The organism is Petrotoga sp. SL27, assembly GCF_002924605.1.
Classification (GTDB): Bacteria; Thermotogota; Thermotogae; order Petrotogales; family Petrotogaceae; genus Petrotoga; species Petrotoga sibirica.
In genome coordinates this window covers 127,027-151,144 of the sequence record NZ_JAIP01000004.1, presented here as the reverse complement: position 1 = coordinate 151,144, position 24,118 = coordinate 127,027, and the positions used below count along the sequence as shown (strand labels likewise).

The following is a 24,118-nucleotide window of genomic DNA, read 5'->3' as shown; positions in this document are numbered from 1 at the left end:
GCAATGACTTTGAATGGCCTATTGAACACTGGTTTGCTAGGGGTTTATACAAATAAAATCGCAATGAGCGTTGTTGCCCATAATATTTCTAATTCTAATACTCAGGGCTTTTCCAGGCAGAGTCCTGTTATTGTGACTACCAACCCTATTAATTTAACAACGATCGGAAGTGGAGGGGCAGCTTTATCTTTTGGAACTGGTTCTACGGTAAGCGATATTCAACGAGTGAGGGACGAATTTTTAGATTTGCAATTTCGGGAAACTTCTTCTCGTTTGAATTATTGGGAAAATATATATTCTAATGTGCATTATATTGAGCAATTATTTGGCGAGCCCGGTGAAACAGGTTTGAGAAATATGTATGATTCTTTCTGGGCATCAATCGAGGAGTTGAAAACTGATCCATCAAACGAAGCTGCTAAAACTCAGGTTGTATCTCGAGCAGAAGAGTTAGTAAACACTATGAAGGATATTAACTATAGGTTAGAAGAATTAAAAAGTGATATAAACAGTGAAATAAAAATCAGAATAGGCGAAATAAACGGTTATTTGAAAAGGATTGCCGATTTAAATCAAAAGATATTAACATCGAGCTCAATAAGTGGTTCTCCTAATGATTTGCTTGATGAAAGGGATAGATTGTTGGATAAACTCTCAGAACTTTCCAATATAAGAATAACAAGTCATTCAAATGGTCAAATTTCTTTGAGTATGGGGGATAAAGTAGTTTTAAATGGAAGTAGTTATCAAGAGATAAAATCTTTAACCATTGAAGGAACAAAAGATGAATATTACGCCTATGTAGGTAATAATCCACTGACTTTTAACGATGGGAAAATGTCAGCCCTTTTTGAATTGAGAGATGAAATCATCCCTTCTTATCAACGACAACTCGATGAGTTTGGTTTGTATTTAGTTGATACAACTAATCTTATTTATAAGGAGGGGTGGGATTCAACAGGAACTATAACAGGAGCCAACTTTTTCAGTGATATAAGTACCCAAAGAGGTTTTGAAGATTCAAGACTTTTCAGGATAGCAGGAAATTCAGACGTATTTCATCCAGACACAAATCAATACGTCACGAGTCATAGAATTTATTATACTGATCCTTCGATTGATTTAAATAATTTCGATATTTACTCAGTAGATTATTATGCAACTTCTCCTTCTAAATATGCCGATAATACCTTAATAAAATATGATTCAACAAATAAAGCTATTTATTTTGATGATCCTTCTGGTTTTCAAGATAAATTACTAGTTGATATAAAAGGAAATTTTCTTAAGGAATACGGTTTCCCTACTAAAGAAATTGAGGCATACAAAATAGATTCTGCAAAAGTTATACCTGGTAAACTTGAATTTGAAATGTCCGGTGAGACTTATACTATAGAGTTTTCCGATGCTACTGAATTAGTATTAAATATAAACAGTGATTCTGGAGGTTACTTGAAAGCAGAAGAAATTGATGGATTTATATACATACTTCCCACCACGGAAATTCCAAATGCAGACTTGGATACCATCGTTTTAAATGACGTAGACGGTTCTCTTTCACAAATGGAAGCACAAAAAGTTACACTGGATGCCTTAGATACATCCCAACCTACTTTGAATAATTTATTAGGTTCAAATAAAATAATAGAAATGAGTATAAATGGAAGAAAAATAGAGATCAACCCTCTTAAAGACACTATTTATGATTTGGCTGACAAAATCAACGCAACAAACACCGGGGTTACCGCTTCTGTTACTCCACATGGTTCATTTGTTTTGAGAGCTGGAAATTTAATCAATTTTGACTTAAAGAACGTTACTATAAAGGGTCCTGAGAAATTGTTCAATGCATTAGGATTTATTGAAGATGGTTCTAATAATATAGTTACTCTGATATCTCAAGATACAAGTCCAGAACAAATAGATGAAAAGTTTTCTAAGGCGGATCTTTTGAGAATAGATCAAGGGTTAGGGATAGTCAATCAAATTTCTGTATCGTCTAATTTAAAAGAGAATCCATCTTTACTTGCAACCGACTTGGGTTATTATTATGATACTAATTATTCTCCAACCGGGGCGGGAAACGTTAGTGTATGGGATGAGATATCAAAATTGTATAGTGATTCTGTATTAGATAATGGAAGGGTTGGTTTTTCAAACTTTTTGGGAAATATTGTTACCGATATAGGAGTTAAGGGTGAAACCGCTGATAAAATGAGGCTAAACAGTGAAATGTTGAATAGTGAAATCAGTCTTGAAAAAGAAAGAGTGATGGGGGTTTCTATCGATGAAGAGATGACTAACCTTGTCAAGTATCAGCAGGCTTTTAATGCTTCTGCCAGAGTTATTACAGCGGTAAATCAAATGATGGAGACGGTTATTAACAACTTAGGTGTACGATAATATGCCATACAGTACTTGTTTGATCGGTGAGGAGGGAAAAACATGAGAATCACTGAGAATCTTTTAAGTAGTAGAACACTTATCGATATCCAAAATGTTTTAAGGAAATATAGTGATTTAAATTCTCAATTAACTTCTGGAAAGAAAGTTCGATACCCATCAGATAATGCATCTGTTGCTACAAGAATTTCAAATTTAGATAGTCGTTTGAGAAAAGTTGAACGTTACAAAACTAATGTGGAAACAGCCCAAAATTATGTGAATATGTATGATACAGCATTACAGGAAGTGAGCTCAATATATCTTAGAATTAAAGAGCTTGCTGTTAGAGGGGCAAACGATACATTAAGTGACGATGATAGAGTCGCTATAACAGAAGAACTCAACAAGATAAATGAACAACTAGTTTCTATAGCAAATACAGAAATTTCTGGAAACTATGTGTTTGGAGGAGCCAAAAACAATCAAAAAGTCGTGGAAATAGATGGCGAAGGTAATTTTAAAATAATAGTACCTCCACAAGCAAATATTAGGCAAAAGATATCCATTGGAGGACAAGATATAGAATACGGTAAAACAGTTTATGATGTTTTTGTAACTGATAGTGGTGCCTCTGTTTTTGGTATAGTCAAAAGATTGTCAGATGCCATACAATCGGGAGATAATACTTCAATTCAAAATGAGTTAGGAAATATCGAAGAAATACAAGGTAAATCGTTAAAGAATTTAGCTGAAGTTGGTGCTACTCAACGAGTTTTAGAAATGACTTCAAATAGAATGGAGGTCTTTAATACTTTTTCAACAGAATTTTTATCCAATGAAGCTGACGCTGATATCGCACAAGTTATAATGGAATTGGCAACTCAGCAAAATGTCTTACAAGCTGCTTTAAAAGCAGCTGGTAATATTATTCCTCCAACTTTGGCAGATTTTCTATAAGGAGGTTTTCCAAAAAAATGATAAAAGAGTATGAAACGAAGTTAGGAAGTGTTAAAATAGATACTGAGAGAACGATAATTTTTGAGTATGGGATTCCTGGCTTTGAAGATCTTAAACAGTTTGTTTTACTAGAACCTGAAGATACTTATCCCATCATGTGGTTAGCTTCACTAGAAGAAAAAAATGTAGCTTTTCCAGTTACTTTTCCTCAGCTTATAAGAAACGATTATCAGTTTACCCTTCCCCAAGATTTAACAGAATACTTGGAATTAGATAAGCCAGAAGAAGCTATAATATTAAGTATATTAACTATACCAGAAAAAGAAGATGAAATAACTATAAATTTAGCTGCCCCAATTATTATTTCGCAAAAAAATCATAAAGGTGTACAATGTTTAATTGAAAGCGATGAATACAAAATTAGACATCTTTTGAAGGAAGAATTGGAAAGAAGTAAGGTTATACTATCTGCTCAAAAAGATGGTGAATAGATTTGTTGATATTATCTAGAAAAATAGGCCAATCCATCGTAATACAAGCAGGAAATAGAAAAATAAAGCTTATTATGCTTGAACAAAATAATGGAAGTATAAAAATCGGTTTTGAGGCACCTAAAGATATAAAAATTTATCGTGAAGAAATGTATGAAGAAATCGTAAAGCAGAATAAAGCCGCATTGGAAAGCGATGTTAACAGGTTGGGAAAAATAAAAACCACTATCCCAAAACTAGTAAAAAAAGATAAAAAACAAAATACTTAGGCATTAGGGAGGAGAAAATTGAATATGGACCAAAAAAGAGCAATAATAGGTAAAGCAAAGGAAGTTAAACCTTTAATAATAAATAATGAAATGACTAAAGATGTTGAAAAAAGGATATTAATAGGGAAAAGTAACTATGGAGCTCCTAATTTTGTTATGAGGTTATTTACCGTTAAACCAGGTGGGTATTCTCCACGGCATTCTCATAGATGGGAACATGAAATATTTATAGTTAAAGGTAAAGCAGAGGTTTATGATGGAGAAAAATATAATATAGTAGAAGCTGGAAGTTTTATTTTCGTTCCCGGAGGTATAGAGCACCAATTAAAGAACGCAGGGGATGAAGAGCTAGAATTTATTTGTGTCATTCCAACCTCTGCGGATGAAGAATGAATTTTTCATAAAAAAGTGGCGTAATATAAAATAAATATATCGCCACTTTTTGTTTGCTTTATAGAAACAACTCTAATTGCTTATAACTTCGTCTATAGCAATCTTTTCTTCTTCAGTTAACAGTTTATCTATATCTAATATTACTAACATACCATCTTCTAAACGAGCTATTCCACTTATGAAATCAGCTCCACGCATTCCACCTATATTAGGTTTTTCGTTTATTAAATTTGGGTCGATACTTCTAACGTTTTTCACATCGTCAACCATTATTCCAACACGTCTTTGATCGATTTTCAACACTATTACTTTGGCAAGAGATTTGTCTTCAAAGTCGGGCAATTTAAATTTTCTTCTCAGATTGATGATAGGTAAAACTTCTTCATTTCGATAATTTATTACACCTTCAAAATAGTCAGAGGCATTTGGTAATTTAGTGGTCTCTTGATACTCAATTACGGCATCCACATTCATAATATCGAGACCAAACCTTTCTTTACCAATGTTGAATGTGACTATTTTTAACTCAGATGGCATTTTTACTCCCCCTTTTTAAAATTAAAATTTTATTTCTAAAAATGTTTAATTTTAATTCAGTAAGTTTTAAAAGATTATATCATAAAAGTATTTAGAATAAAAGTTGTTTCTATGCTAAATAGAAGTGTAAAAAAAGAAATATGTTATAATTTTAATTATAATTATAATTATTCAAAATTTTATTACATTGGGGTGTAACCCGTGCACAAAATCAGTAAGAATTATACTGTTTTAGCTATCTTAATTGTTTTGATTTTGATAATGCTTTCAATTGTAATATTTTACATCAGGATTGCAAAAGAAAGAGCGGTTCAGGGAACTACTACTCAAGGGAAAGATGTCACTAATTCATTTGCTCAAGAGCAAATTCTTACCTCAGTAGTAGATGCAAAACATGGAGTAATAGTAGCAGGTTATGAAGGATTTTATGTTTTTGATGGTGGAAAGAAAGAAATAATTGCTACAGTCACGACTGGTAGTTATGTTAACGATGCTCAAATTTATGGAGATTATCTTTATCTTGTTGATAGAGGGGGATTGAAAATTTATGATTTTTCGGATCCGCAAAGAGTTGCCTTATTAAATTCTTACTCCACTTTTGGGGATTCTTTATCTGTTACGACGAATGGAGAATTATTATTTGTTGCTGATGGTGAAAATGGCTTGATAAGCTTTGATCTGAAAGATAAAGTATATATAAGATTAAAAGAGCATATTCGTTTACCAGGTATGGTAACCCAAGTTGAAATGTTTGAAAAGTATTTATTTATAATTGGTCCAGGTTTAGGAATGAAGGTCTATCAAATCAACGAAAATCAAACTCTTGAAGAGCTTAACTTTTATGATCAGTTGATATCACCTAGAATGATTAGTTATAATAATGATTTTTTTATGTTGAATGATGATTTATTGGGTATACATATATTTAAAATGAAAGATTTGATCAATACTCCAAAATATGATTTGAAACCATTGTGTATATGGAACTACGAAGCTTATTCTATACAATTACTGGATGATTCCCTGTACTTTTCTACTAATAATGGTATATATAAAAGAAATTTGAAATCATTAGAAACTCAAGAAATTATCACCGGGCAATTTTTTAGACCAAATATTTTGGTAAATGATGGGTATATATACTTAACAAATAACGAAGATGGTCTGTATATTTATGACCTAAATACTAAAAAATTACTTAAGTATATTAATACAGTTGGCTCTATTGATGATTTTGTTGTATTAGAGTCAGGGGTGTTAATTGATGAGGGAGGAAAGATAGTTTATCTAGATAAACAAAAAGAGAAATTATGGGAGAAAAGATATACTGGAAGTTTGATAAAAAGCAAGAAAGGCTTTTACGAACTCAGTGGAAATATAGTCAATTTTTATGATGCCAAGAATACAACCACCAAAAGTTTTCCTGAAAACATCATAGGTATAAAAGAAACACAAGAAGGTATATTCGTTATTGCCCAAGAGAATATATACTCTTTCTTTGATGGAACAAAGGTGTTTATAGGAATGGCTCAAGATATAGAAGTTATTGATAACCTTGCGTATATAGCGGTGGGAGATAAGATAACAGAGTTTAACTTTTTGACTGGAAAAAGTAGCTTTAAATTTTATTCCAAAGATTATATTGATCAAATTCTTTCCACTTCTGATGGATTTATCCTTTTAACGGAAAAAGGAGTCTTTCGAACAGACTTTAATTTTAACATTATCGATTATTTTAGTTTTGATTATTCTCCCGATATAATTATGCTGAATGAAAAATATATATTTTATTCTGTAGGCTCTCATTTGACTATTGTTGAAGTGTCAAATTTTGGTTTGAATAGAACGATTAATTCAGATCTTCCAATTTTAAGTATGGATTGTAATGATGGATATCTCTATATTTCTTACTCTTCAAAAGGAATAACGAGATATAATATTACAGACAAGCTTCAACTAGCTGATGAAGAAATTGTTGTAAATATTTTCACCGCTAAAAATATCATTTTTTGATGTTGAATTTTTCGTAAATTTAACAATGAAAGGGGTGAAAAGATTTGAAAATAAAATTCTTTTCGCTTATAAAGTTTGACTTGAAAAAGGATGAAGTCGATTACCAATTATCAGGATCGAAATCCGTTAAAGAAATAATAAAATTATTGGATCAAGAATTCGCTAATTATTTTAATAGAAAACTACTAAAAGATGGAGAACTTAAAAGCGGTACGATTATATTATTAAATGGAAGAAATATTTGCCATTTACAAGGACTCGATACGTTGGTAGAAAATAAAGATGAAATAACAATTTTTCCACCTTCTGGAGGAGGATATGGATTACGTGGAAAGACAAAAAATGTTGTTCACAGAAGAAGAGGCTCTAAAGTTAAAACAAGCTGTTGTTTATTTGTGGAACTGGAGGTCTTGGAACCCATCAGGCGTTGGAGTTACAAAGGGTTGGTGTAAAAAAAAATATATTTGGTGGATTATGATAAGGTTGAGCTTTCTAATTTAAACCGTCAAGTATTATATGGCATGGATAGCATCGGCGAATACAAAGTCGATCAAGCTAAAAAAACTCTTGAATCTTTTAACTTGCCAACGATAATAGAAACAAAGGTAGAAAAAATTTCGAAAGAAAGTAAGATACCAAAAGATGTGGACGTTATATTAGACGCTCTTGATAATTTCGAAACAAGATATATTCTTGAAAAACTTGCTTGGGAATCCAAGGTTCCTTATATACACGCAGGGGTTAATCAATGGTATGGTCAATTAACAACCATAATACCAGGTAAAACTTTGACTTTAAAGGATATATTTGGAGAGGTAGACAAAACAAAAGAAAAGATCTCTATTATCTCACCTGTGGTATCGATTATGGCATCTCTTCAAGTAATCGAGACAATTAAAGTAATAATCGGAAAAAAGATACCCTCGACAACAAGTTACTACTCATAGATTTAAAGGATTATTCCGTTGAAATAATTAACCTTCAATGAAAAATAAGAACTTTCATTCCTCTATTAATCCTTGCTCTTCAAGATAACAAAAAAACACTCATTTACAAGGAATTGTCTTCTTATTGAAAATAATCTCCCCTAAACGCTTCTAATTTCAAATAAATCGAATTGACTTTTTTTTAACATAAGAATTAAAATAAAGGATCCTTTTTAGACACCGCAAGAGTGGCTGGAATAATGGGTGTTAAGAAAACAGCTGAGTTAATCCCAATGTGTCACCCTTTGCTGAGAAAGGGTGTAGATATAAAATTTGAATTTGAAAATGCTACAACATTAGGTATCTACGCAACGGTGAGAACAACAGGTAAAACTGGGGTTGAAATGGAAGCATTTACTGGTGTTTCAATAGCAGCTTTAACGGTATACGATATGTGTAAGGCCGTGGATAAAGATATGGTTATTAAAAATATAAAATTAATGAAAAAGACGGGAGGTAGAAGAGGAACTTATGTTAGAGAAAACGATGAGTAGAGAAGGTAAAGTTGTCAAAGTTTGTAAATGTGAAAAAAGAGAGATGCTCAAAAAAGAACAAGATAAAATAAACAATATAACTAACTTTGGTGTAGAGGGTGATTATCATGCAGGAAGGAGTCATAGACAAGTTAGTTTGTTGGGTATAGAAAGCCTTGAAAAGATAGTAAAAGAAAGGAATTTAAATTTAAAAGATGGGTATTGCAACTTCGCACAGAAAATAACCATAAAAGGGATAGAATTGTATAAATATCCTGTGGGAACCAAATTTAGAGTAGGTGAGAGTGTCTTACTCGAAATTACCGAAATAGGGAAAGCAGGAGAATTCAATCCTGATAATATAATGCTCACAGAGGGGATCTTCGCCAAAGTTTTAGAAGGTGGAATCGTTGTTCCCGGTGATGAATTAACAATTGTACCAGAGTAGGGAGAAAAGTAATGATTAAAGTAGCAATAATAACTGTAAGTGATAAAGGATCAAAGGGTTTAAGGCAAGACAAAAGTGGTGAATTACTAATGAAGATGGTTGAAGAAGAAGGTTGGATTAAAACTCTTTACCTTATAATACCAGATGAAAAAGAAGAAATAGAACAAAAATTAAAAGAAATAGCGGACAATAATATTGCAGACTTAATACTCACAACAGGAGGAACGGGTTTTGCTCTAAGAGACGTTATACCCGAAGCTACGAAAAACGTTATTGAAAAAGAGGTGCCGGGAATTCCAGAAAAAATCAGATATGCCACGGGGGTAAATGCCCCAATGGCATATCTTTCTAGAGGAGTTTGTGGTATTAGAAAATTTACTCTAATCATCAATTTTCCAGGTAGTACTAAGGCGGTTAAAGAATGTTTTGAAGCTGTTAAAGCTCTTATTCCTCATGGCATTAATATTTTGAAAGGCGACATCACAGAACATTAGAAAAAAAGCCGTATATATAACTAAAGCGAATCAATTAATTTTAAATACAAGGGCTATTTTTTCTGGGATTTTCAGAGGTTTTTTGCCATCATTATAAGAATTATCGTCTAAATTGAAATCTTTTGTAGCGAATAAAAGAGCTATTTTGCCTTCTTTTTTATCGAGTAACCATAATGGTAGTTCAATATCGATCTCTTTTTCTTCTCTATTTATAACGGTGACTATATTTTCACTTTCATTCCACGAGGCGTAAGATACGTATCCACCGTCCCAATCAAGAAAATCAAAAGAACCTTTTCTTAAAGCTGGATGATCTTTGTATATTTTGATTAATTCTTTGGTGAAATTAAATAACATTTTATTTTCTTCACTTTCTTTTCCCCAAGGGTAAGGTCTTCTATTATCTGGATCTGTCCAACCTTCCATTCCTATTTCATCACCGTAGAATAATCCTGGGGATCCAGGAAGAGTAAACATTGTGACTAATCCTATTTTGAAAACATCTAAATCTTTTCCAATGGAAGCCTCTTCATGAGTTTTTGGTCCCAATCTCCCAACTTTTTGTGTGGTTCTTGTCATCCATCTAGAATGATCATGGTTGCTTAGTTGGTTTAAAGCAATAAATTTACTATTCATGGGTAATTGAGATAAAGCCCATCTCACAGAGTTAACGAAATATTCAGAATTTTTTAAGAGCTCAGGTTTATGATGTTCGTTGTGTTTTTCCATACCCGTAAGAAAATAACTAACAGGATCCATACAGGTTATATAATTCATTATAGAATCCCAGCATTTTCTTTCTAACCAAGCGAGAGGTGATTTATAAATTTCAGCAAATATTATCGATTCAGGGTTTGATTTTTTTACGACCTTGTAGAAGAATCTCCAAAAAGCTGTGTTCATTTCAAAAGATTTACCCAAATCATCTGCAACATCGAGTCTCCACCCGTCTGCATTGAAAGGTTCACTTACCCATTTTTTACCGATATCTGCAATGTATTTCCATAAACTTATATTTCCATAATTCAATTTTGGAAGAGTGTGAAAACCCCACCATCCTTCATAACCTTTTTGAGAGTTTTTCCAGTAAAAATAACTTTTGTAGGGAGAATCTTCTTTATGTAGACTTCCTTCACCATACAGGTCCATTTCGTCTAGCCATTTATGAAAAGACCCGCAATGGTTGAAAACCCCATCTAAAATGACTTTTATATTTTTTTCATGGGCTTTTTGAATAAGACTTTTTAGAATTTCATCGCTTTTTTCAAGGTTCTTGATAGAGGTAGTTCTAACTTTGTACTTTTCGTTTAGATCTTCTGAATCTTCTTCTATAACACCAAAATGGGGATCAACGTGTTCGTAATCTTGAGTATCATATTTGTGTGGACTTGGGGAAACAAAGATAGGGTTTAGGTAAACCGTTTCCACTCCTAACTCTTTTAAATAATCAATCTTTTCTAAAACACCTTGTAAATCTCCACCATAAAACTCTCTATGACCATTTTTAGGATCGGGCAGTGAGTTCCAATCTTTTTTTAAAACTTCTTGACCATCGTAATGGTATTCGTGAGATACTGGATCGTTTGTTTCATCTCCATTTTTGAATCGGTCAACAAATATTTGATAATATACAGAACCATAGGACCATTTTGGGGTTTTAAAATCTGCAATGAGTATAAAGTCATGAATTGCACGATTTTCCACAAGACCCATAGCGTCATAGAACAATTTTTTGTCTTTTTCTATTAAATCTATTTCGAAATGGTATCTAACCATTCTATCTGGCATTTTGAAAGTACTTTCAAAAAAATAAAAGTAAGTAGTTTCTTTTGATATTTGCATTGGTTTGTGTTGATACTTTTTTGAATTTTTTTCAGGAGTAAACATAACACTTCCAATGCTTTTACCTAAATATTTTGGGATCCTGAGCTTAATCGTTACATCATCATCTATACTCGGTTCCTCTGGGTAAAGATAAACGTTAGTTTGATCTGAATATATGCCTTTCATGATTATCCTCCAAAATTATTATTTGAGATTTTAGTATGTTGGTTTAATTCTTCTACATATTTACTTTCCAGTTTTTGTAGTTTTGTAAGTTCCTTTTCTAATTTGTTTTTTTCTTCAATTAATTCTAATACCTTATTATAATCGTCCCCATACTCAAAAAGTTTAGCTTCAAGTGAATCTAACTTTTCAAATAGTAATTCGGATTCTGTCCTGATTCGGGATATTTCAGTATTTAAAGTTTTTATTCTGTTTTTAACTTTTTTATTTTGTACGTATTCTTTGTTTACTTTTTTTTCTTTTTTTATTTTGAAAGAGGTGTTTTTTATTTCTTCTAAAAGAGGTTCAATATTATTGGCGATTTTGGATTTCCCTCTGTCTATCAAAAGAAATTTGTTGGCTATATTCTCGATAAAAGATTGGTCATGTGAGACAAAGATGATGGCTCCTGTGTACTCTTTAAGTGCTTGCTCCATACTTTCAATTGTTAAAATATCCAAGTGGTTGGTGGGCTCATCTAATATCAATACGTTTGGCTTCTCAAGTAAAATTTTAGCGATTGCTAACCTTGTAAGTTCTCCACCAGAGAGTTCACTTACTTTTTTGAACACTTCATTAGAATAGAATCCAAATCTCCCAAGATACTTTCTTACTTCGAAGTCTTTCCAATCTTTTATCAATTCCCACGTTTCATTCAATACATCAGATTCTTGAGAGAGATTAGATATAACTTGATCTAAGTATCCGATTTTGATATTGTGCCCCCATTCAACACTTCCTTTATGATTTTCTAATTCACCAATCAGTAATTTTAGTAAAGTGCTCTTTCCACAACCATTTTTTCCTAATATAGCTAATTTATCATCTTCGTAGAGTTCAAAAGAGATGTTTTCTAGTAATTTTTGTTCTTCGTTGTAGGAAAAAGAAAGATCTTTAACCTCTACTATCTTGTAACCAGTTTTTGTGGGTTGCGGGACTTTTATGGTTATACCTTTTTCTTCTTCTATGTTTTGAATCTCTTGGAGTTCATTTTTTAACTCTTCTAATTTTCTTTCGCGGATTACGGCCTGTCTAACCATTTTTTCTGTTCCCCAACTTCTATAACGCTCTATCATTTTTTCGAGTCTTTCGATCTCTTTCTGTAGGTTCTGTTTTCTTGAATTCATTGAATTTATATATATTTTCCGTGATTGGATGTACTCTTTATAGGTTCCTCTGAATTCCCAAATCTTTGAATTGTTTATTTCCCAATATTTGTTACACAACTGTTTTAAAAACGTCCTGTCGTGGGATACGATAACCATGGCACCTTTGTAATTTTTCAGATAGTTGATTAACCAATCGATAGAAAAGAGATCTAGATGGTTGGTAGGTTCATCAAGAAGTAATAAATCGGTTTTTTCAGAAAGGGTTTTTCCGAGGGATAATCTAGTTAATTCACCACCACTTAAACCAGAAACATTTCTGTTCCATTCGTCTTCTTCGAAACCAAGTCCCACTAGCAAACTCCTAACGTTCTTATCGACTATGTGCTCAGGTGTAATTTTTGAGACGCTTTCTTTTAAAAAGTCATACAAAGTAGGATCTGTTTTATTTAAATCTAATCTATATTGCTTTAAAAGAGATATAGTTAAATCATTTTTTTTGAGCACCCGTCCTTCGATAGGCTCAATATTTTCTGAAATGATATTCAATAAAGTTGTTTTTCCAGCACCGTTTTTACCGATTAAAGCTATCCTATCATTCTGATTTATAACCAAGTCGACATCGTAAAAAAGGTAAAATTCACCAAAATTATGGGATACATTTTCAAGTCTTAAAAGCAAACTTATCACCTTAAGTATTCGATTTCTATGGTTGATTTGGGGTGGATATTATATAAGAATATATGTCTTCCAAAGTTGGACGTAATTTTCTTATCGAGACGTTGAAATTATCCAATGTAAATGAACTATTTTTTGAATCAATGATTAATTTTTCTTTGGATACGGGTTTTATTGCTAAAACATCAGAGAGATCTTTTAAATAGTTTAATATTTTTTCATGGTCTTTTTCATCAAAAGTTAGTTCGTAAATATTAATTATCGAATCGAATCTTTTGTAAATATTTTCTATATTATCTTTTATAACAATTTTTCCATCTATAATTATTCCCACACTTGTAGCTAATTGTTCAACTTCCCACAGATAATGGGATGTTATTACTATTGTAGTTCCATTTTTGATGTTTTCATTCAGTATATAACGCCTTATAAACCTTGAGGATTCTACATCTATGGCATTCGTAGGTTCATCCAACAAAAGTATCTTTGGGGATTTCAATAATGCCCTTGCAATATTCAACTTCTGTTTGTTACCAGAAGAGAGATTTTTGGTTAATTTGTTTTTATATTTTTCTAAGCCGAAACTATGTAAAAATTCGTTAATTTTTTTATCACTATCTTCGATATTTGAAGCTAAAGAAAACAATTTCAGATTTTCATATGGAGTTAAATCATTTTCCAATACAGAATAATCAGAAACTAAAGAGATCACCTTTCTAAGGCTTGACTTATTTTTCGAAAGATCTTTTCCAAGTATTTCTACCTTTCCTAGTGAGGGGTTTAAAAGTGTGGAAATAGTCTTCATAATGGTGGATTTGCCTGCACCATTGGGACCTATAAGTCCAAAAATCTCTCCTTCTTTAATCTTTAAATCAACATTATCAACTGCAACCGTTTTCCCGAACCTTTTTGTTAAACCCCTAATTGATATTGCTTGTGGAACTTTTTCAGATATTTTCATATTTTTGTTGTTTTCTAATTCTCCTTTCATACTCTTTTTCTGCAATCTTTTCACGCTTATCGTATTTTTTTAACCCTTTAGCCAAAGCGATTTTAACTTTTATTAGCCCTTTCTTGTTAACATAGAATTCGAGAGGAATTATCGTCAAACCTTCCTGTTTAACTTTAGATTGCAAACGCCTTATTTCTTTTTTATGAAGTAAAAGTTTCCTTGGTCTTTCTGGATCATGATTAAATATAGATGCCCCTGAATAAGGGCTGATGTGAACGTTGTATAAAATCAATTCACCTTTTTCTATTTTACAGAAACTATCTTTGAAATTGATTTTTCCTGCTTTGCTGGATTTTACTTCTGTACCCAATAAAGAAATCCCTGATTCGAAGGTTTCTATTATTTCATAATCGTGAGTAGCTTTTTTGTTTCTTGCCAGAGTTGTTATATTTCTTCACCTCTAAAATTATAATGTTTTTTACAATATTAAATTGAAAAACTATAAAAAGTATTATTACTTCTTTTCTTTACTTATTATTTGTGCAGTTTCCTCTTCTAATTCCTCCTTTTCTCTTTTCTTTTTATTCAACGTTCCTAAGATTATTTCCGCTCTTCTTTTGCCGATCCCGCTTATATCTGTTAATTCTTCAAATGTGGCGTTCATTAACTCTTGAAGGTTTTTAAAGCTCTCCACAACTTTTTTTACCGCAGAAGTTGGTAACTTAGTAGAATAAAGGATTCTATAACCTCGTGATGTTAAAGCTGTTTCTTCCAAATCATCTTCAGATGAAACATCAATATAACCTAAAGTTCTTGCTATTTTGAAGGGATCTACTAAGTCGTTAAAGTCTAATTCTTTGAATATGCTTGTGGCATCTTCGGCTCGTTGATACTTTAAGTTTTCTGAACTGTAATCCATTATAACAGCGCCAACATACTTCGGAACTGTCCTTAAGATTTCTTCGTATTCTAATTTTGCACTTCCAGCGATTTCTCCCAATTCTAATAAATATTTTTCAGCTCTTTGTACAATTTTTATCGTTAATAAACCTTTGGAAAGTATCTCAACAACGTCAGAGAGACTTACATTTCCCCTTGTCTCTTCGATGTTCAGATAGTCTAGAAGGTTCATAAAGCTTTGTCTGTATCTTTGAGCAATGGTAATTTCTTGATTTAATCGAGCGAATAAAACATTTTCAGGAAGAAGTTCGTATTTCATTTTATTATAATACACTGAAACAATATTTCTTCTTTTAGAAACGGCAACTGTTAAATCTCCCGTTTGAATAGACACTTTTTCAGCAGTTTTGTGTCTCATGCCGGTTTCCGAACTAGGGATGTTTTTATCGGGATTAAGTTGTGTGTTCGCTGCAAGAATTTGAGTTCCATCACTATTTAAAACAATAGCTCCATCCATTTTTGAGAGTTCATAAATTTTTTCCGGTAAAAAATCTGCATCAAGTCTAAAACCCAACTGTATTAGTCCTTCTTTAAGATGCTTTTCAGGTTGTGAACAAAAAAACAACAAAGCTCCCAAGTTTGCTTCCATTATTCTGTCTATACCTTTTCTAATAGGCTTCCCCGGAGCCAACAATTCAAAAATTCTTTCTAATTTTTCGTTCAAAATTTCATCCCCCTTTTTTAAACAATTTTATCAAATCTTTTACACTTTCTGCAACTAAAATAGAATTTTTTCTAGGGGAAAGATTTTTTGGAATAACTATATTATTAAAACCAATTTTCTGTGAAAGCTCCAATCTTTTTTCTAAAAGAGGAATACCTCTTATTCTTCCATCTAAACCTATTTCTCCAAAGGCTATTGTCGAAGAAGAAAGTGGAGTATCGAATATAGAAGAGATTAAAGATAAAGCAATGGCAACATCCATTGAACTGTCATTTATCCTTAGTCCTCCTGCACTGCTGACAAATATATCTTTACTTTCCAAAGGAAGTTTCAATTTCTTGGAAAGTACTGCAATTATCATTAAAAGCCTATCTAAAGGGATACCTGAAGTAACCCTTCTGGGGGACCCATACACCGGGTTGCTTACTAAAGCCTGTATTTCTATAGGGAGCAATTTTTGACCAACTTTCACTATGGTTAAAGTGTTTCCTGACTCATTTGAATAATCAGACAAGAAAAAAGAATTTATATTATCAATTGGTTTTAAACCTTTTTGGGTTATTTCAAATAAAACAACTTCGTCTGTAGGGCCATAACGATTTTTGGTTACTTTCAAAAGTCTTAGTCCAGATCCGCCTTCCAATTCCATTTGAAGAACACAATCTACCATATGTTCTAACACCTTAGGACCGGCAATAGCTCCTTCTTTGTTTACATGCCCCACGAGGACTATAGGAATATTCTTTTTCTTAGCGTATTCCACCATCTTTCTAGTACTTTCCCTAACCTGGAGAATACTACCCGGTGAAGAATCAATACTGTCTATTTTTAAGGTCTGAACAGAATCTATAAAAATAACAGAAGGTGTCATGTTAGACTTTTCTATAGCATTAAGTATAACGTCCACATTATTTTCAAATATTAATCCTATATTTTTATTTTTTATTTCTAGCCGATTAAATCTTTGAATAACTTGTTCTGTGGACTCCTCACCTGAAACGTAGAATATGAATCCTTCGGCTGCCTGGATAGACTTTGCGATTTGTGCCAAAAAGGTGCTTTTTCCAATACCAGGATCTCCACTCAGCAAGTAAACAGCACCTTCCACCAGCCCACCGTTTAATACATTATCAATTTCTAGAAAATTGGTTGGGATTTTTTTTGCTGGAGGAAGCTCTTCATCAAGAAAGACTATATCGGGAACTTTAAGGTTTCCAGTATTAATAGTAATATCCGCGGTATTATATTCTACCGCGGACTCTAATTCATTACACATAGGGCATTTTGCGAACCATTTATCCGATTCATAACCACAATTACTACATACATAATGTCTTTCAGATTTTCTCAACTATTGACCACTTTCTTTTCAATTGTTTTTTTGCTTTTCGGACTTCTTCTGAAAGAAAGATTTTCTTTACCTTTTTGATGAGTTACTAATATTTTGTCTCCCTCTTCATATTTTCCTTTTAATAACTCTTCAGACAAAGGATCTTCGATATACCTTTGTATGGCTCTCTTTAACGGTCTTGCTCCAAAAACAGCATCATATCCTTTTTCCAGTAAGAAATCAATAGTGCTTTCTTTAACAGATAATACAAGATTTCTTTCTTCTAATCTACTTTTCAGGTCGCTTAGTTGAATGGATATAATATCTTTAAGTTGATTTTTCGTAAGCGGGTGAAATACAATAACATCATCTAATCTGTTTATAAATTCAGGTTTGAACGCTTTCTTCACGGCAGACATTACTTCCTGTTTGATATCTTTGTATTCGCTTTCTACCGTGCCTTCTTCCACAAAACCCAAGTTTCTTTTAGTTTTGTTAATCTGTTCAGAACCAAGGTTAGAGGTCATAATAATTATTGTGTTTCTAAAGTCAACCGTTCTTCCTTGAGAATCTGTCAATCTTCCTTCATCCATTATTTGCAACAGAATATTGAATACATCTACATGTGCTTTTTCAATTTCGTCCAGTAAAATTACTGAATAAGGCCTTCTTCTTACAATTTCAGTCAATTGCCCACCTTCGTCGTAACCGACATATCCTGGAGGGGCACCCACAAGTCTTGAGACGCTGAATTTTTCCATGTATTCACTCATATCAATTCTCACTAAGTGCGTTTCGTTTCCAAAGAGATAAGCTGCCAAAGTTTTTGCTAGTTCAGTTTTTCCAACACCAGTTGGTCCTAAAAACATAAATACGCCTGTGGGCCTTCTTGGATCTTTTAATCCACTTCGTGCCCTTCTTATAGCTTTTGCAACTGATTTTATAGCTTCATTCTGCCCTACTACTCGCTCGTGTAATACCGCTTCTAAATTCAATAATTTCTCCATCTCTTCTGTACGTAGCTGTCTTAAAGGAATACCGGTCCAATTGGATATTATTTCTGCTATATTCTCTTCATTTATTTGAATTATTCTATTTTCAGCTTCAGTTCTCCATTTCGAGTATTCTTCTTCGTATTTTTCTTTCATGTTTTTTATCTTTTCTTCAATGTTTTCTTTAATATTGGAATCATTTCTTTTACTTTCAAAATCTGCAATCTTTTCAGACTGAATTTTTAGTTTATGTGGAAGTGTTAGAGCTCTTAAACGTGCTTTAGCTCCAGCTTCATCAATAACATCTATTGCTTTATCTGGCAGGTGTCTATCTGTAATATACCTTACCGAGAGTTGAACAGCTGATTGAATTGCAGCTTGGTTATATTTGACTTTGTGATGTTCCTCGTATTTGAATTTGATTCCAGATAATATATTTATAGTCTCTTCGATAGTTGGTTCAGTTACATATATCTTTTGGAATCGTCTTTCAAGAGCAGAATCCTTTTCGATGAATTTTCTGTACTCATTCGCTGTGGTGGAGCCTATTACCGTAATTTCTCCATTTGCTAAAGCCGGTTTTAAGACATTGGCAGCGTCCATGGAAGAACCTTCAGCCGCACCAGCCTCTACAATCATATGCAATTCATCGATAAAAAGAATAATATCTTCAGTCTTTTGTAATATCTGCATCAATTTTTTCATTCGTTTCTCAAATTCTCCACGATATTTTGTTCCCGCTACTATCGAGGTAATATCCAAGGAAAAAATACTTTTATTTTTTAGTATTTCTGGCACTTGGCCTTCAACAATTCTTTGAGCCAAACCTTCGACTATAGCGCTTTTTCCTACACCTGCCTCCCCTATCAAAACAGGATTGTTCTTTTTTCGTCTTGCCAATATTTCCATTATTCGATTTATTTCTATTTCCCTTCCGATTATAGGATCCAATTTATGATTCTCGGCTTGTGCGGTTAAATCAGTTCCATATTCTTCGAGTTGTTTAAGTGCATTTTGTTTTTGACGTTTTCTTTCCTCTAACTCTTCGGTTTTAGCAATCTCCATTTTTCCGGTTGATCTGCCTTTTATCATCATATCTGTTAATTCTTTTCTCATCAAAGTTAGATTTATTCCGGAACGTTTCAATATATGAGAAGCTATCCCCTCTGCTTCTCTACAGATACCTAAAAGAAGATGTTCGGCATCTATCTTATTGAAACCCATAAGCTCAGATTCATCATATGCCAACTCTAATATTCTTTTTGCTCTGGGAGTTGGTTGTGGAGAACCTATTATTCCCTGTGTGGAATTCGTACCAACAACATTTATTATTTCCATCTTAATAGAATTATAGTACAAATTAAATTCCTCAAATACGGTATCTAAATGACCTCCTCCAACTTTTAACAGCCCCAATAAAATGTGTTCTGTTCCAACATAGGGATGTCCCATCTGTTTTGCTTCATTTTGAGCCTCAATAAAAACTTTTGCGGCTCTTTCTGTGAAATTATCAAACATGTCTAATCTCCTCCTTCACCGTACACCTAAGCAACAGAAACTACCACTAAGTTCGCGTCGCTCTATCTTTTTTTATATTGAAATATCATTACATGCCGTTTTTTATATTCTCATTTCGTTATTATTTTACCATTAATATTGTTAAAAACAAAATATGTAAAGATAAATTCTTTGTTATTGTATTTTTTGATTACGGGAGGCTATCATGTTAAAGTACAATTTAATATATTTTTAACTTAAAATCCATTGACAACGTTTTTTTGGTTTGATATAATCAACTTCAGTTGGTAAATAACTGGTTGCCGATGTAGCTCAACTGGCAGAGCGGCTGACTTGTAATCAGCAGGTTGGGGGTTCAAGTCCCTTCATCGGCTCCACAGCTTCTTTTTTTTGATTTTAAGGTGAGGTGCCCGAGTGGCCAAAGGGGGCGGACTGTAAATCCGCTGGCAGACTGCCTTCGAAGGTTCGAATCCTTCCCTCACCACCATTTTATATTTTAATTTATTTTAGAGAGAGGTGATTACATTGGCAGCTAAGACTCAAATTATAAAGTTTTCTTTGAAATGTACAGAATGTAATAATAGAAATTACTATAAAAAGAAAAATAGGAATTACAAAGAAAAAATTGAACTAAAAAAATACTGTCCTTATTGTAGGAAACATACTCTTCATGTGGAAGCAAAAATTTAAGTGTATATACTTTTTATAATGGGAGTGTTTAGAAATGTCTAAATTTTGGATTTTTTTAACTTCCGTTTGGCAAGAGGCAAAGAAAATCAATTGGCCTACGAGAAAAGAGTTGTTGAATTCTACATTGGTTGTGTTGATTGTTATAGCAATTTTTACTGTATATCTCTTTGCTATAGATTTTGGACTTTTGCAACTGTTCTCTTGGTTGGTTTATCCTGTTTTCTTAAGAGGAAGTGGAGTACCTTCTAGATAATTTTTTGATTTGAGATACATAAAATTTGTTAAATGAGACGTGGTGAGAATAATATAAGATGCGAAAAGAATGGTATGTCCTGCAAGTTTATTCTGGAATGGAAAATAAAGTCAAAGAAACTCTCGAAGAGAGGATGAAGAATTTAGGGTATGAAAAGTATTTTGGAAAAATAATAATACCTGAAGTTGATGAACTGAATTATAGTAATAGAAGAGTACAGAAAATCTATATTGAAAAAGAAGCTCAGATATTTGTTAAAAAAGGTAAGGATGTAAAGAAGGGAGATATTTTAGCAAGAGAGCCAGAAATATTTGCAAAAACAACGGGAAAGATGGTAGATATAAAAAATTTCAGAAAAATCTTAGTTGAGACAGAAGGGAAAAAGTATTCAAAGACTTTTCTAATACCAGAAAGTGCTGGTTTATTAGCCGGATTAAAGGCTGGAAAAAAAGTACGATCAGAGACTCCATTTACTAAAAACCTTGAGTATAAGAGTGATGTTGATGGAGAAATTGTCTCTGTTGAAAAAATTAAAAGAGTAGTTATTGAAAATGAATCGAAAGAAAACGATATCTATTTATTGCCTCGAGAAACCTTTATTCATGAGAAATTTAAAGTGGGAAGTAAAGTACAAATAGGCGATAAATTATGTGAGCCTAAAGAGTACAAAGCAAAATTTTCGGGAAGGATCGATATTAGAGAGACTCCTTTTCACAAGGAGATAAAGATTATAAAAACAAAAAAGAAAAATTTATTTCCAGGTTATGTTTTTGTTGAAATGATGTATACAAAAGAAACTGAAGAATTGGTTAACAATTTACCTTATGTATCTACTATTTTAAACATAGGTGGGAAGCCCGTAAAATTGAATAAAAATGAGGTAAGGGCTGTTCTTAGATTAATGGGTGAAGAAGCTTATCAAAAAAGGCAAGTTAAAGAGATTAGAACCGATTTCGAAGTAGGAGAGCATGTCAAGATTATAAATGGTCCTTTTGAATATTTTACAGGTAAAATTAAAGATTATGATTTGGAAAAACAAGAAGTGCAAGTTGTAGTAACTATGTTTGGACGTGAAACTACAGTGACACTATCTTTAGGAGAAATTGAAAAGATCATTGATTAAACAAAATGTGGGAGGGATTTTCCCAATTTACCACAAGGAGGTTAAGAGTTTATGGCAAAAAAGCTTTTGAGGGTTGTAAAATTACAATTGGAAGCCGGCAAAGCGACACCTGCTCCACCTGTAGGGCCAGCACTGGGGCAATATGGTGTAAATTTGATGGAATTTTGTAAGAAGTTCAACGCAGCAACTGCGGATCAGGCAGGAACATTGTTGCCGGTAGAAATATCTGTTTTTGAAGATAGGTCTTTTACGTTTATAGTAAAAACTCCTCCCGCTTCTTTTTTGGTAAAAAAAGCCGCAGGTCTTAAATCCGCTGCTAAGGAACCAGGCAAAGAAGTTGTTGCCAAAATTAAGAGGAAACAGCTTCGTGAGATTGCTGAAATTAAGATGAAAGATCTGAACGCTAAGGATTTAGATGCAGCAACAAAGATTATTGCGGGAACCGCTAGAAGTATGGGAATAGAAATTGAAGATTAAGAAGGGAGGAGAGGTATATGCCAAAACATGGGAAAAAGTATAGAGAAGTGGCAAAACTTGTTGACAAAAAGAAAAATTACAGTATTGAAGAAGCCTTGGATTTAGTTAAAAAGACTTCGTACACAAAATTTGATGGTACGGTGGAGTTACATATTCTTTTGGGAATAGATCCTAAAAAGGGAGATCAAAACGTTAGAGGTACGATTTCTTTGCCCAAAGGGACGGGTAAAAATGTAAAAGTTTTAGTTTTTGCAGAAGGAGAAAAGGCCGAGCAGGCTAAGCAAGCAGGTGCTGATTTTGTTGGTTCGGATGACCTAATAGATAAAATAAACAATGAAGGCTGGACTGATTTTGATGTAGCAATTGCTTCTCCTGAAGTAATGAGAAAGATAGGAAGACTTGGTAAAGTATTAGGTCCACGAGGTCTTATGCCTTCTCCAAAAGCAGGAACAGTAACCGATGACGTGGCGCAAGCGGTTAAAGAGTTTAAAGCTGGTAAGGTGGAAGTTAGAAATGACAGAACAGGAAACATACACATCCCTATAGGGAAGGTTTCTTTCGATAAAATGGATTTACAAGAAAATTTAATTTCTGCTCTTGAACAATTAATGAAGATGAAACCTGAAAATTCAAAGGGGAAATTTATTAGAAAAGCTGCGATCGCTGCAACAATGGGACCAGGGATCAATATCGATTTAAGTACATTATCTTTAACATCCGTTGCCTAACTTTAAGGAATTTTAATCTAATTAAAATAATAGATGGCGTGCCAAAGAAAGTAGGTCTTTAATTGGTTAAAGAGGTGAAATCTCACCTACCGAGGTACGCGGAAAAAGGAATAAGTTTTGTTTCTTTTAGCCGCTACTCGTTGCGGTTTTTTTATTTAAGGAGGTGTTATCTTTTGTTAACTAAAGAACGCAAAAAGTTTTTAATAGACAACTTTATTCATGCCTTGGAGTCCTCTCCTGCTATTTTGTTTGTTGATTTTACCGGGATGTCAGTGACAGAGACTAACGAGTTCAGATTAGAGCTATATAAAAACTTTGGAAAGGATGTTGTCTATACCGTCTATCGAACTTCTTTATTAAAGATGGCTGTTAAGTTAGCAGATAAGAAATTGGAAGAATTTGAAAAATTTTTTGAAGGAAGTACGGGGGTTATACAAGCTGAGGAAGCAGACCCCATTGAAGTGTTAAAAGCAGTAAAGAAATTTTCCAATTCTCACAATAATAAACCTTTTATTAAAGGTGGGGTTTTGGAAGGAAAGATTTTTGATTCACTTCAAGCTGAAGAGTATGCAAAACTACCGTCGAAGCAAGAACTTTACGCCACTGTTGTTAGATCTCTTAATAATCCTATTTCTGGTTTGGTAAATGCTTTATCTGATAATTTGAGGAAATTAGTAATCGTGTTTAACGCTATTAAGGAAAAAAAATAAGTTTGGAGGTGTAGGAAAATGACAAAAGAGGAACTTATAAACGAAATTAAAAACATGACCGTAGGAGAACTAGCTGAATTAGTAAAAGCGCTCGAAGATGAATTTGGAGTTTCTGCAGCAGCCCCTGTAATGGCAGCTGCACCAGGTGCAGCAGGCGTTTCTCCAGTGCAACAGGAAGCAGAAAAAACAGATTTTGATGTTGTTTTGAAAAGTTTCGGAGACAAAAAGATTGGCGTAATAAAAGTAGTAAGAGAAATCACAAATCTAGGTCTTAAAGAAGCTAAAGATCTTGTTGAAAAAGCTGGAACTCCTGATGCAGTAATAAAAGAAGGTGCTCCAAAAGAAGAAGCAGAAGAAATAAAGAAAAAACTTGAAGAAGCAGGAGCCGAAGTAGAACTAAAATAAGTCGAATTCGAAATTAAGTTGAAGTCTTTTTTTAACCTCT

General features: G+C 33.0%; 25 protein-coding genes, 2 tRNA genes, 1 pseudogene and 1 other annotated feature. Of the genes and pseudogenes, 20 read left to right on the top strand and 8 right to left on the bottom strand.

What is annotated here, in order from left to right; all coding sequences use genetic code 11:
• Positions 1-3 precede the first annotated feature (3 nt).
• From flgK to AD60_RS02115, 5 genes are read left to right on the top strand one after another with little or no spacing between them, the layout of a single operon-like run.
• On the top strand, positions 4-2,403 hold the full coding sequence (flgK, locus tag AD60_RS02135; RefSeq protein WP_233186798.1) for a flagellar hook-associated protein FlgK: 2,400 nt from the start codon (positions 4-6) through the stop codon (positions 2,401-2,403).
• A 42-nt stretch (positions 2,404-2,445) separates the two neighbouring features.
• Positions 2,446-3,342, top strand: a complete 897-nt coding sequence (gene flgL / locus AD60_RS02130; RefSeq protein ID WP_103927242.1) for a flagellar hook-associated protein FlgL — start codon at positions 2,446-2,448, stop codon at positions 3,340-3,342.
• Positions 3,343-3,359: 17 nt separating this feature from the next.
• A complete protein-coding gene (gene fliW, locus AD60_RS02125; RefSeq protein ID WP_103927241.1) occupies positions 3,360-3,833 on the top strand; it encodes a flagellar assembly protein FliW in 474 nt (157 codons plus the stop codon).
• 2 nt (positions 3,834-3,835) lie between these two features.
• Positions 3,836-4,102, top strand: coding sequence for a carbon storage regulator (locus tag AD60_RS02120; RefSeq protein WP_103876239.1), 267 nt, complete (start codon positions 3,836-3,838; stop codon positions 4,100-4,102).
• A gap of 24 nt (positions 4,103-4,126) precedes the next feature.
• The gene (locus AD60_RS02115; RefSeq protein WP_103876238.1) at positions 4,127-4,495 is read left to right on the top strand and encodes a cupin domain-containing protein; all 369 of its coding nucleotides are present in this window, start codon (positions 4,127-4,129) and stop codon (positions 4,493-4,495) included.
• A 72-nt stretch (positions 4,496-4,567) separates the two neighbouring features.
• On the opposite strand, the gene AD60_RS02110 is transcribed toward AD60_RS02115, so the two are convergent.
• Positions 4,568-5,032, bottom strand: coding sequence for a chemotaxis protein CheW (locus tag AD60_RS02110; RefSeq protein WP_103927240.1), 465 nt, complete (start codon positions 5,030-5,032; stop codon positions 4,568-4,570).
• Positions 5,033-5,233: 201 nt separating this feature from the next.
• Here AD60_RS02110 and AD60_RS02105 point away from each other — a divergent pair, with 201 nt between their 5' ends.
• From AD60_RS02105 to AD60_RS02080, 6 genes and pseudogenes are all read left to right on the top strand, one after another.
• Positions 5,234-7,045 carry a hypothetical protein gene (locus AD60_RS02105; RefSeq protein WP_103927239.1) on the top strand — a complete coding sequence of 604 codons (1,812 nt, stop codon included), beginning with the start codon at positions 5,234-5,236 and terminating at the stop codon, positions 7,043-7,045.
• Between the two features lie 44 nt (positions 7,046-7,089).
• Positions 7,090-7,497, top strand: a complete 408-nt coding sequence (locus AD60_RS02100) for a MoaD family protein (protein ID WP_233186791.1) — start codon at positions 7,090-7,092, stop codon at positions 7,495-7,497.
• Positions 7,498-7,509: 12 nt separating this feature from the next.
• Positions 7,510-7,992: a HesA/MoeB/ThiF family protein gene (locus AD60_RS02095; protein WP_158248355.1), complete on the top strand. Its 483-nt coding sequence runs from the start codon at positions 7,510-7,512 to the stop codon at positions 7,990-7,992.
• 200 nt (positions 7,993-8,192) lie between these two features.
• Positions 8,193-8,525: pseudogene (moaC, locus tag AD60_RS02090) on the top strand (cyclic pyranopterin monophosphate synthase MoaC); the annotation flags it as partial.
• Positions 8,503-8,952, top strand: a complete 450-nt coding sequence (locus AD60_RS02085; RefSeq protein ID WP_199177819.1) for an MOSC domain-containing protein — start codon at positions 8,503-8,505, stop codon at positions 8,950-8,952. The pseudogene moaC and the gene AD60_RS02085, both read left to right, overlap by 23 nt.
• Positions 8,953-8,963: 11 nt before the next feature.
• A complete protein-coding gene (locus AD60_RS02080) occupies positions 8,964-9,446 on the top strand; it encodes a molybdenum cofactor biosynthesis protein B (protein ID WP_103927237.1) in 483 nt (160 codons plus the stop codon).
• A 30-nt stretch (positions 9,447-9,476) separates the two neighbouring features.
• On the opposite strand, the gene AD60_RS02075 is transcribed toward AD60_RS02080, so the two are convergent.
• The 7 genes from AD60_RS02075 to AD60_RS02045 form a co-directional block, all read right to left on the bottom strand.
• Positions 9,477-11,456, bottom strand: coding sequence for a glycoside hydrolase family 13 protein (locus AD60_RS02075; protein WP_103927236.1), 1,980 nt, complete (start codon positions 11,454-11,456; stop codon positions 9,477-9,479).
• Between the two features lie 2 nt (positions 11,457-11,458).
• Positions 11,459-13,288: a ribosomal protection-like ABC-F family protein gene (gene abc-f, locus AD60_RS02070; RefSeq protein ID WP_342351796.1), complete on the bottom strand. Its 1,830-nt coding sequence runs from the start codon at positions 13,286-13,288 to the stop codon at positions 11,459-11,461.
• A gap of 16 nt (positions 13,289-13,304) precedes the next feature.
• Entirely contained in the window at positions 13,305-14,267 is a 963-nt protein-coding gene (locus AD60_RS02065; protein ID WP_233186789.1) for an ABC transporter ATP-binding protein, read from the bottom strand.
• The gene (smpB, locus tag AD60_RS02060; RefSeq protein WP_103876231.1) at positions 14,224-14,676 is read right to left on the bottom strand and encodes an SsrA-binding protein SmpB; all 453 of its coding nucleotides are present in this window, start codon (positions 14,674-14,676) and stop codon (positions 14,224-14,226) included. Before smpB ends, AD60_RS02065 begins: the two co-directional genes overlap by 44 nt.
• Before the next feature lie 66 nt (positions 14,677-14,742).
• On the bottom strand, positions 14,743-15,852 hold the full coding sequence (gene disA, locus AD60_RS02055; protein WP_103876230.1) for a DNA integrity scanning diadenylate cyclase DisA: 1,110 nt from the start codon (positions 15,850-15,852) through the stop codon (positions 14,743-14,745).
• A 4-nt stretch (positions 15,853-15,856) separates the two neighbouring features.
• The gene (radA, locus tag AD60_RS02050) at positions 15,857-17,203 is read right to left on the bottom strand and encodes a DNA repair protein RadA (RefSeq protein WP_103876229.1); all 1,347 of its coding nucleotides are present in this window, start codon (positions 17,201-17,203) and stop codon (positions 15,857-15,859) included.
• On the bottom strand, positions 17,200-19,692 hold the full coding sequence (locus AD60_RS02045) for an ATP-dependent Clp protease ATP-binding subunit (protein ID WP_103876228.1): 2,493 nt from the start codon (positions 19,690-19,692) through the stop codon (positions 17,200-17,202). Before AD60_RS02045 ends, radA begins: the two co-directional genes overlap by 4 nt.
• A gap of 301 nt (positions 19,693-19,993) precedes the next feature.
• On the opposite strand from AD60_RS02045, the gene AD60_RS02040 reads away from it, so the two are divergent.
• The 9 genes from AD60_RS02040 (at position 19,994) to rplL (ending at position 24,078) form a co-directional block, all read left to right on the top strand.
• Positions 19,994-20,069 (top strand) — tRNA-Thr (locus tag AD60_RS02040).
• A 23-nt stretch (positions 20,070-20,092) separates the two neighbouring features.
• A tRNA-Tyr gene (locus AD60_RS02035) sits at positions 20,093-20,179 on the top strand.
• Positions 20,180-20,217: 38 nt separating this feature from the next.
• A complete protein-coding gene (gene rpmG, locus AD60_RS02030) occupies positions 20,218-20,382 on the top strand; it encodes a 50S ribosomal protein L33 (RefSeq protein WP_103876227.1) in 165 nt (54 codons plus the stop codon).
• A 34-nt stretch (positions 20,383-20,416) separates the two neighbouring features.
• The gene (gene secE / locus AD60_RS02025) at positions 20,417-20,635 is read left to right on the top strand and encodes a preprotein translocase subunit SecE (RefSeq protein ID WP_103876226.1); all 219 of its coding nucleotides are present in this window, start codon (positions 20,417-20,419) and stop codon (positions 20,633-20,635) included.
• 58 nt (positions 20,636-20,693) lie between these two features.
• Positions 20,694-21,758 (top strand): transcription termination/antitermination NusG family protein, encoded by a 1,065-nt coding sequence (locus AD60_RS02020; RefSeq protein ID WP_103927235.1) that lies wholly within the window; start codon positions 20,694-20,696, stop codon positions 21,756-21,758.
• A 51-nt stretch (positions 21,759-21,809) separates the two neighbouring features.
• Complete coding sequence (rplK, locus tag AD60_RS02015; RefSeq protein ID WP_103876224.1) at positions 21,810-22,235, top strand: 50S ribosomal protein L11; 426 nt, start codon at positions 21,810-21,812, stop codon at positions 22,233-22,235.
• Positions 22,236-22,252: 17 nt separating this feature from the next.
• The gene (rplA, locus tag AD60_RS02010) at positions 22,253-22,963 is read left to right on the top strand and encodes a 50S ribosomal protein L1 (RefSeq protein WP_103876223.1); all 711 of its coding nucleotides are present in this window, start codon (positions 22,253-22,255) and stop codon (positions 22,961-22,963) included.
• 23 nt (positions 22,964-22,986) lie between these two features.
• Positions 22,987-23,124: a sequence feature (ribosomal protein L10 leader region), on the top strand.
• Between the two features lie 12 nt (positions 23,125-23,136).
• Complete coding sequence (gene rplJ / locus AD60_RS02005) at positions 23,137-23,673, top strand: 50S ribosomal protein L10 (RefSeq protein ID WP_103927234.1); 537 nt, start codon at positions 23,137-23,139, stop codon at positions 23,671-23,673.
• 18 nt (positions 23,674-23,691) lie between these two features.
• Entirely contained in the window at positions 23,692-24,078 is a 387-nt protein-coding gene (gene rplL, locus AD60_RS02000) for a 50S ribosomal protein L7/L12 (RefSeq protein WP_103876221.1), read from the top strand.
• The last annotated feature ends 40 nt before the right edge of the window (positions 24,079-24,118 follow it).

Coding starts and splice junctions, on each gene's coding strand:
- flgK (WP_233186798.1), top strand. CDS start 4: ATGACTTTGAATGGCCTATTGAACACTGGTTTGCTAGGGGTTTATACA.
- flgL (WP_103927242.1), top strand. CDS start 2,446: ATGAGAATCACTGAGAATCTTTTAAGTAGTAGAACACTTATCGATATC.
- fliW (WP_103927241.1), top strand. CDS start 3,360: ATGATAAAAGAGTATGAAACGAAGTTAGGAAGTGTTAAAATAGATACT.
- AD60_RS02115 (WP_103876238.1), top strand. CDS start 4,127: ATGGACCAAAAAAGAGCAATAATAGGTAAAGCAAAGGAAGTTAAACCT.
- AD60_RS02110 (WP_103927240.1), bottom strand. CDS start 5,032: ATGCCATCTGAGTTAAAAATAGTCACATTCAACATTGGTAAAGAAAGG.
- AD60_RS02085 (WP_199177819.1), top strand. CDS start 8,503: ATGTTAGAGAAAACGATGAGTAGAGAAGGTAAAGTTGTCAAAGTTTGT.
- AD60_RS02080 (WP_103927237.1), top strand. CDS start 8,964: ATGATTAAAGTAGCAATAATAACTGTAAGTGATAAAGGATCAAAGGGT.
- AD60_RS02075 (WP_103927236.1), bottom strand. CDS start 11,456: ATGAAAGGCATATATTCAGATCAAACTAACGTTTATCTTTACCCAGAG.
- AD60_RS02065 (WP_233186789.1), bottom strand. CDS start 14,267: ATGAAAGGAGAATTAGAAAACAACAAAAATATGAAAATATCTGAAAAA.
- AD60_RS02045 (WP_103876228.1), bottom strand. CDS start 19,692: ATGTTTGATAATTTCACAGAAAGAGCCGCAAAAGTTTTTATTGAGGCT.
- secE (WP_103876226.1), top strand. CDS start 20,417: ATGTCTAAATTTTGGATTTTTTTAACTTCCGTTTGGCAAGAGGCAAAG.
- AD60_RS02020 (WP_103927235.1), top strand. CDS start 20,694: ATGCGAAAAGAATGGTATGTCCTGCAAGTTTATTCTGGAATGGAAAAT.
- rplK (WP_103876224.1), top strand. CDS start 21,810: ATGGCAAAAAAGCTTTTGAGGGTTGTAAAATTACAATTGGAAGCCGGC.
- rplA (WP_103876223.1), top strand. CDS start 22,253: ATGCCAAAACATGGGAAAAAGTATAGAGAAGTGGCAAAACTTGTTGAC.
- rplL (WP_103876221.1), top strand. CDS start 23,692: ATGACAAAAGAGGAACTTATAAACGAAATTAAAAACATGACCGTAGGA.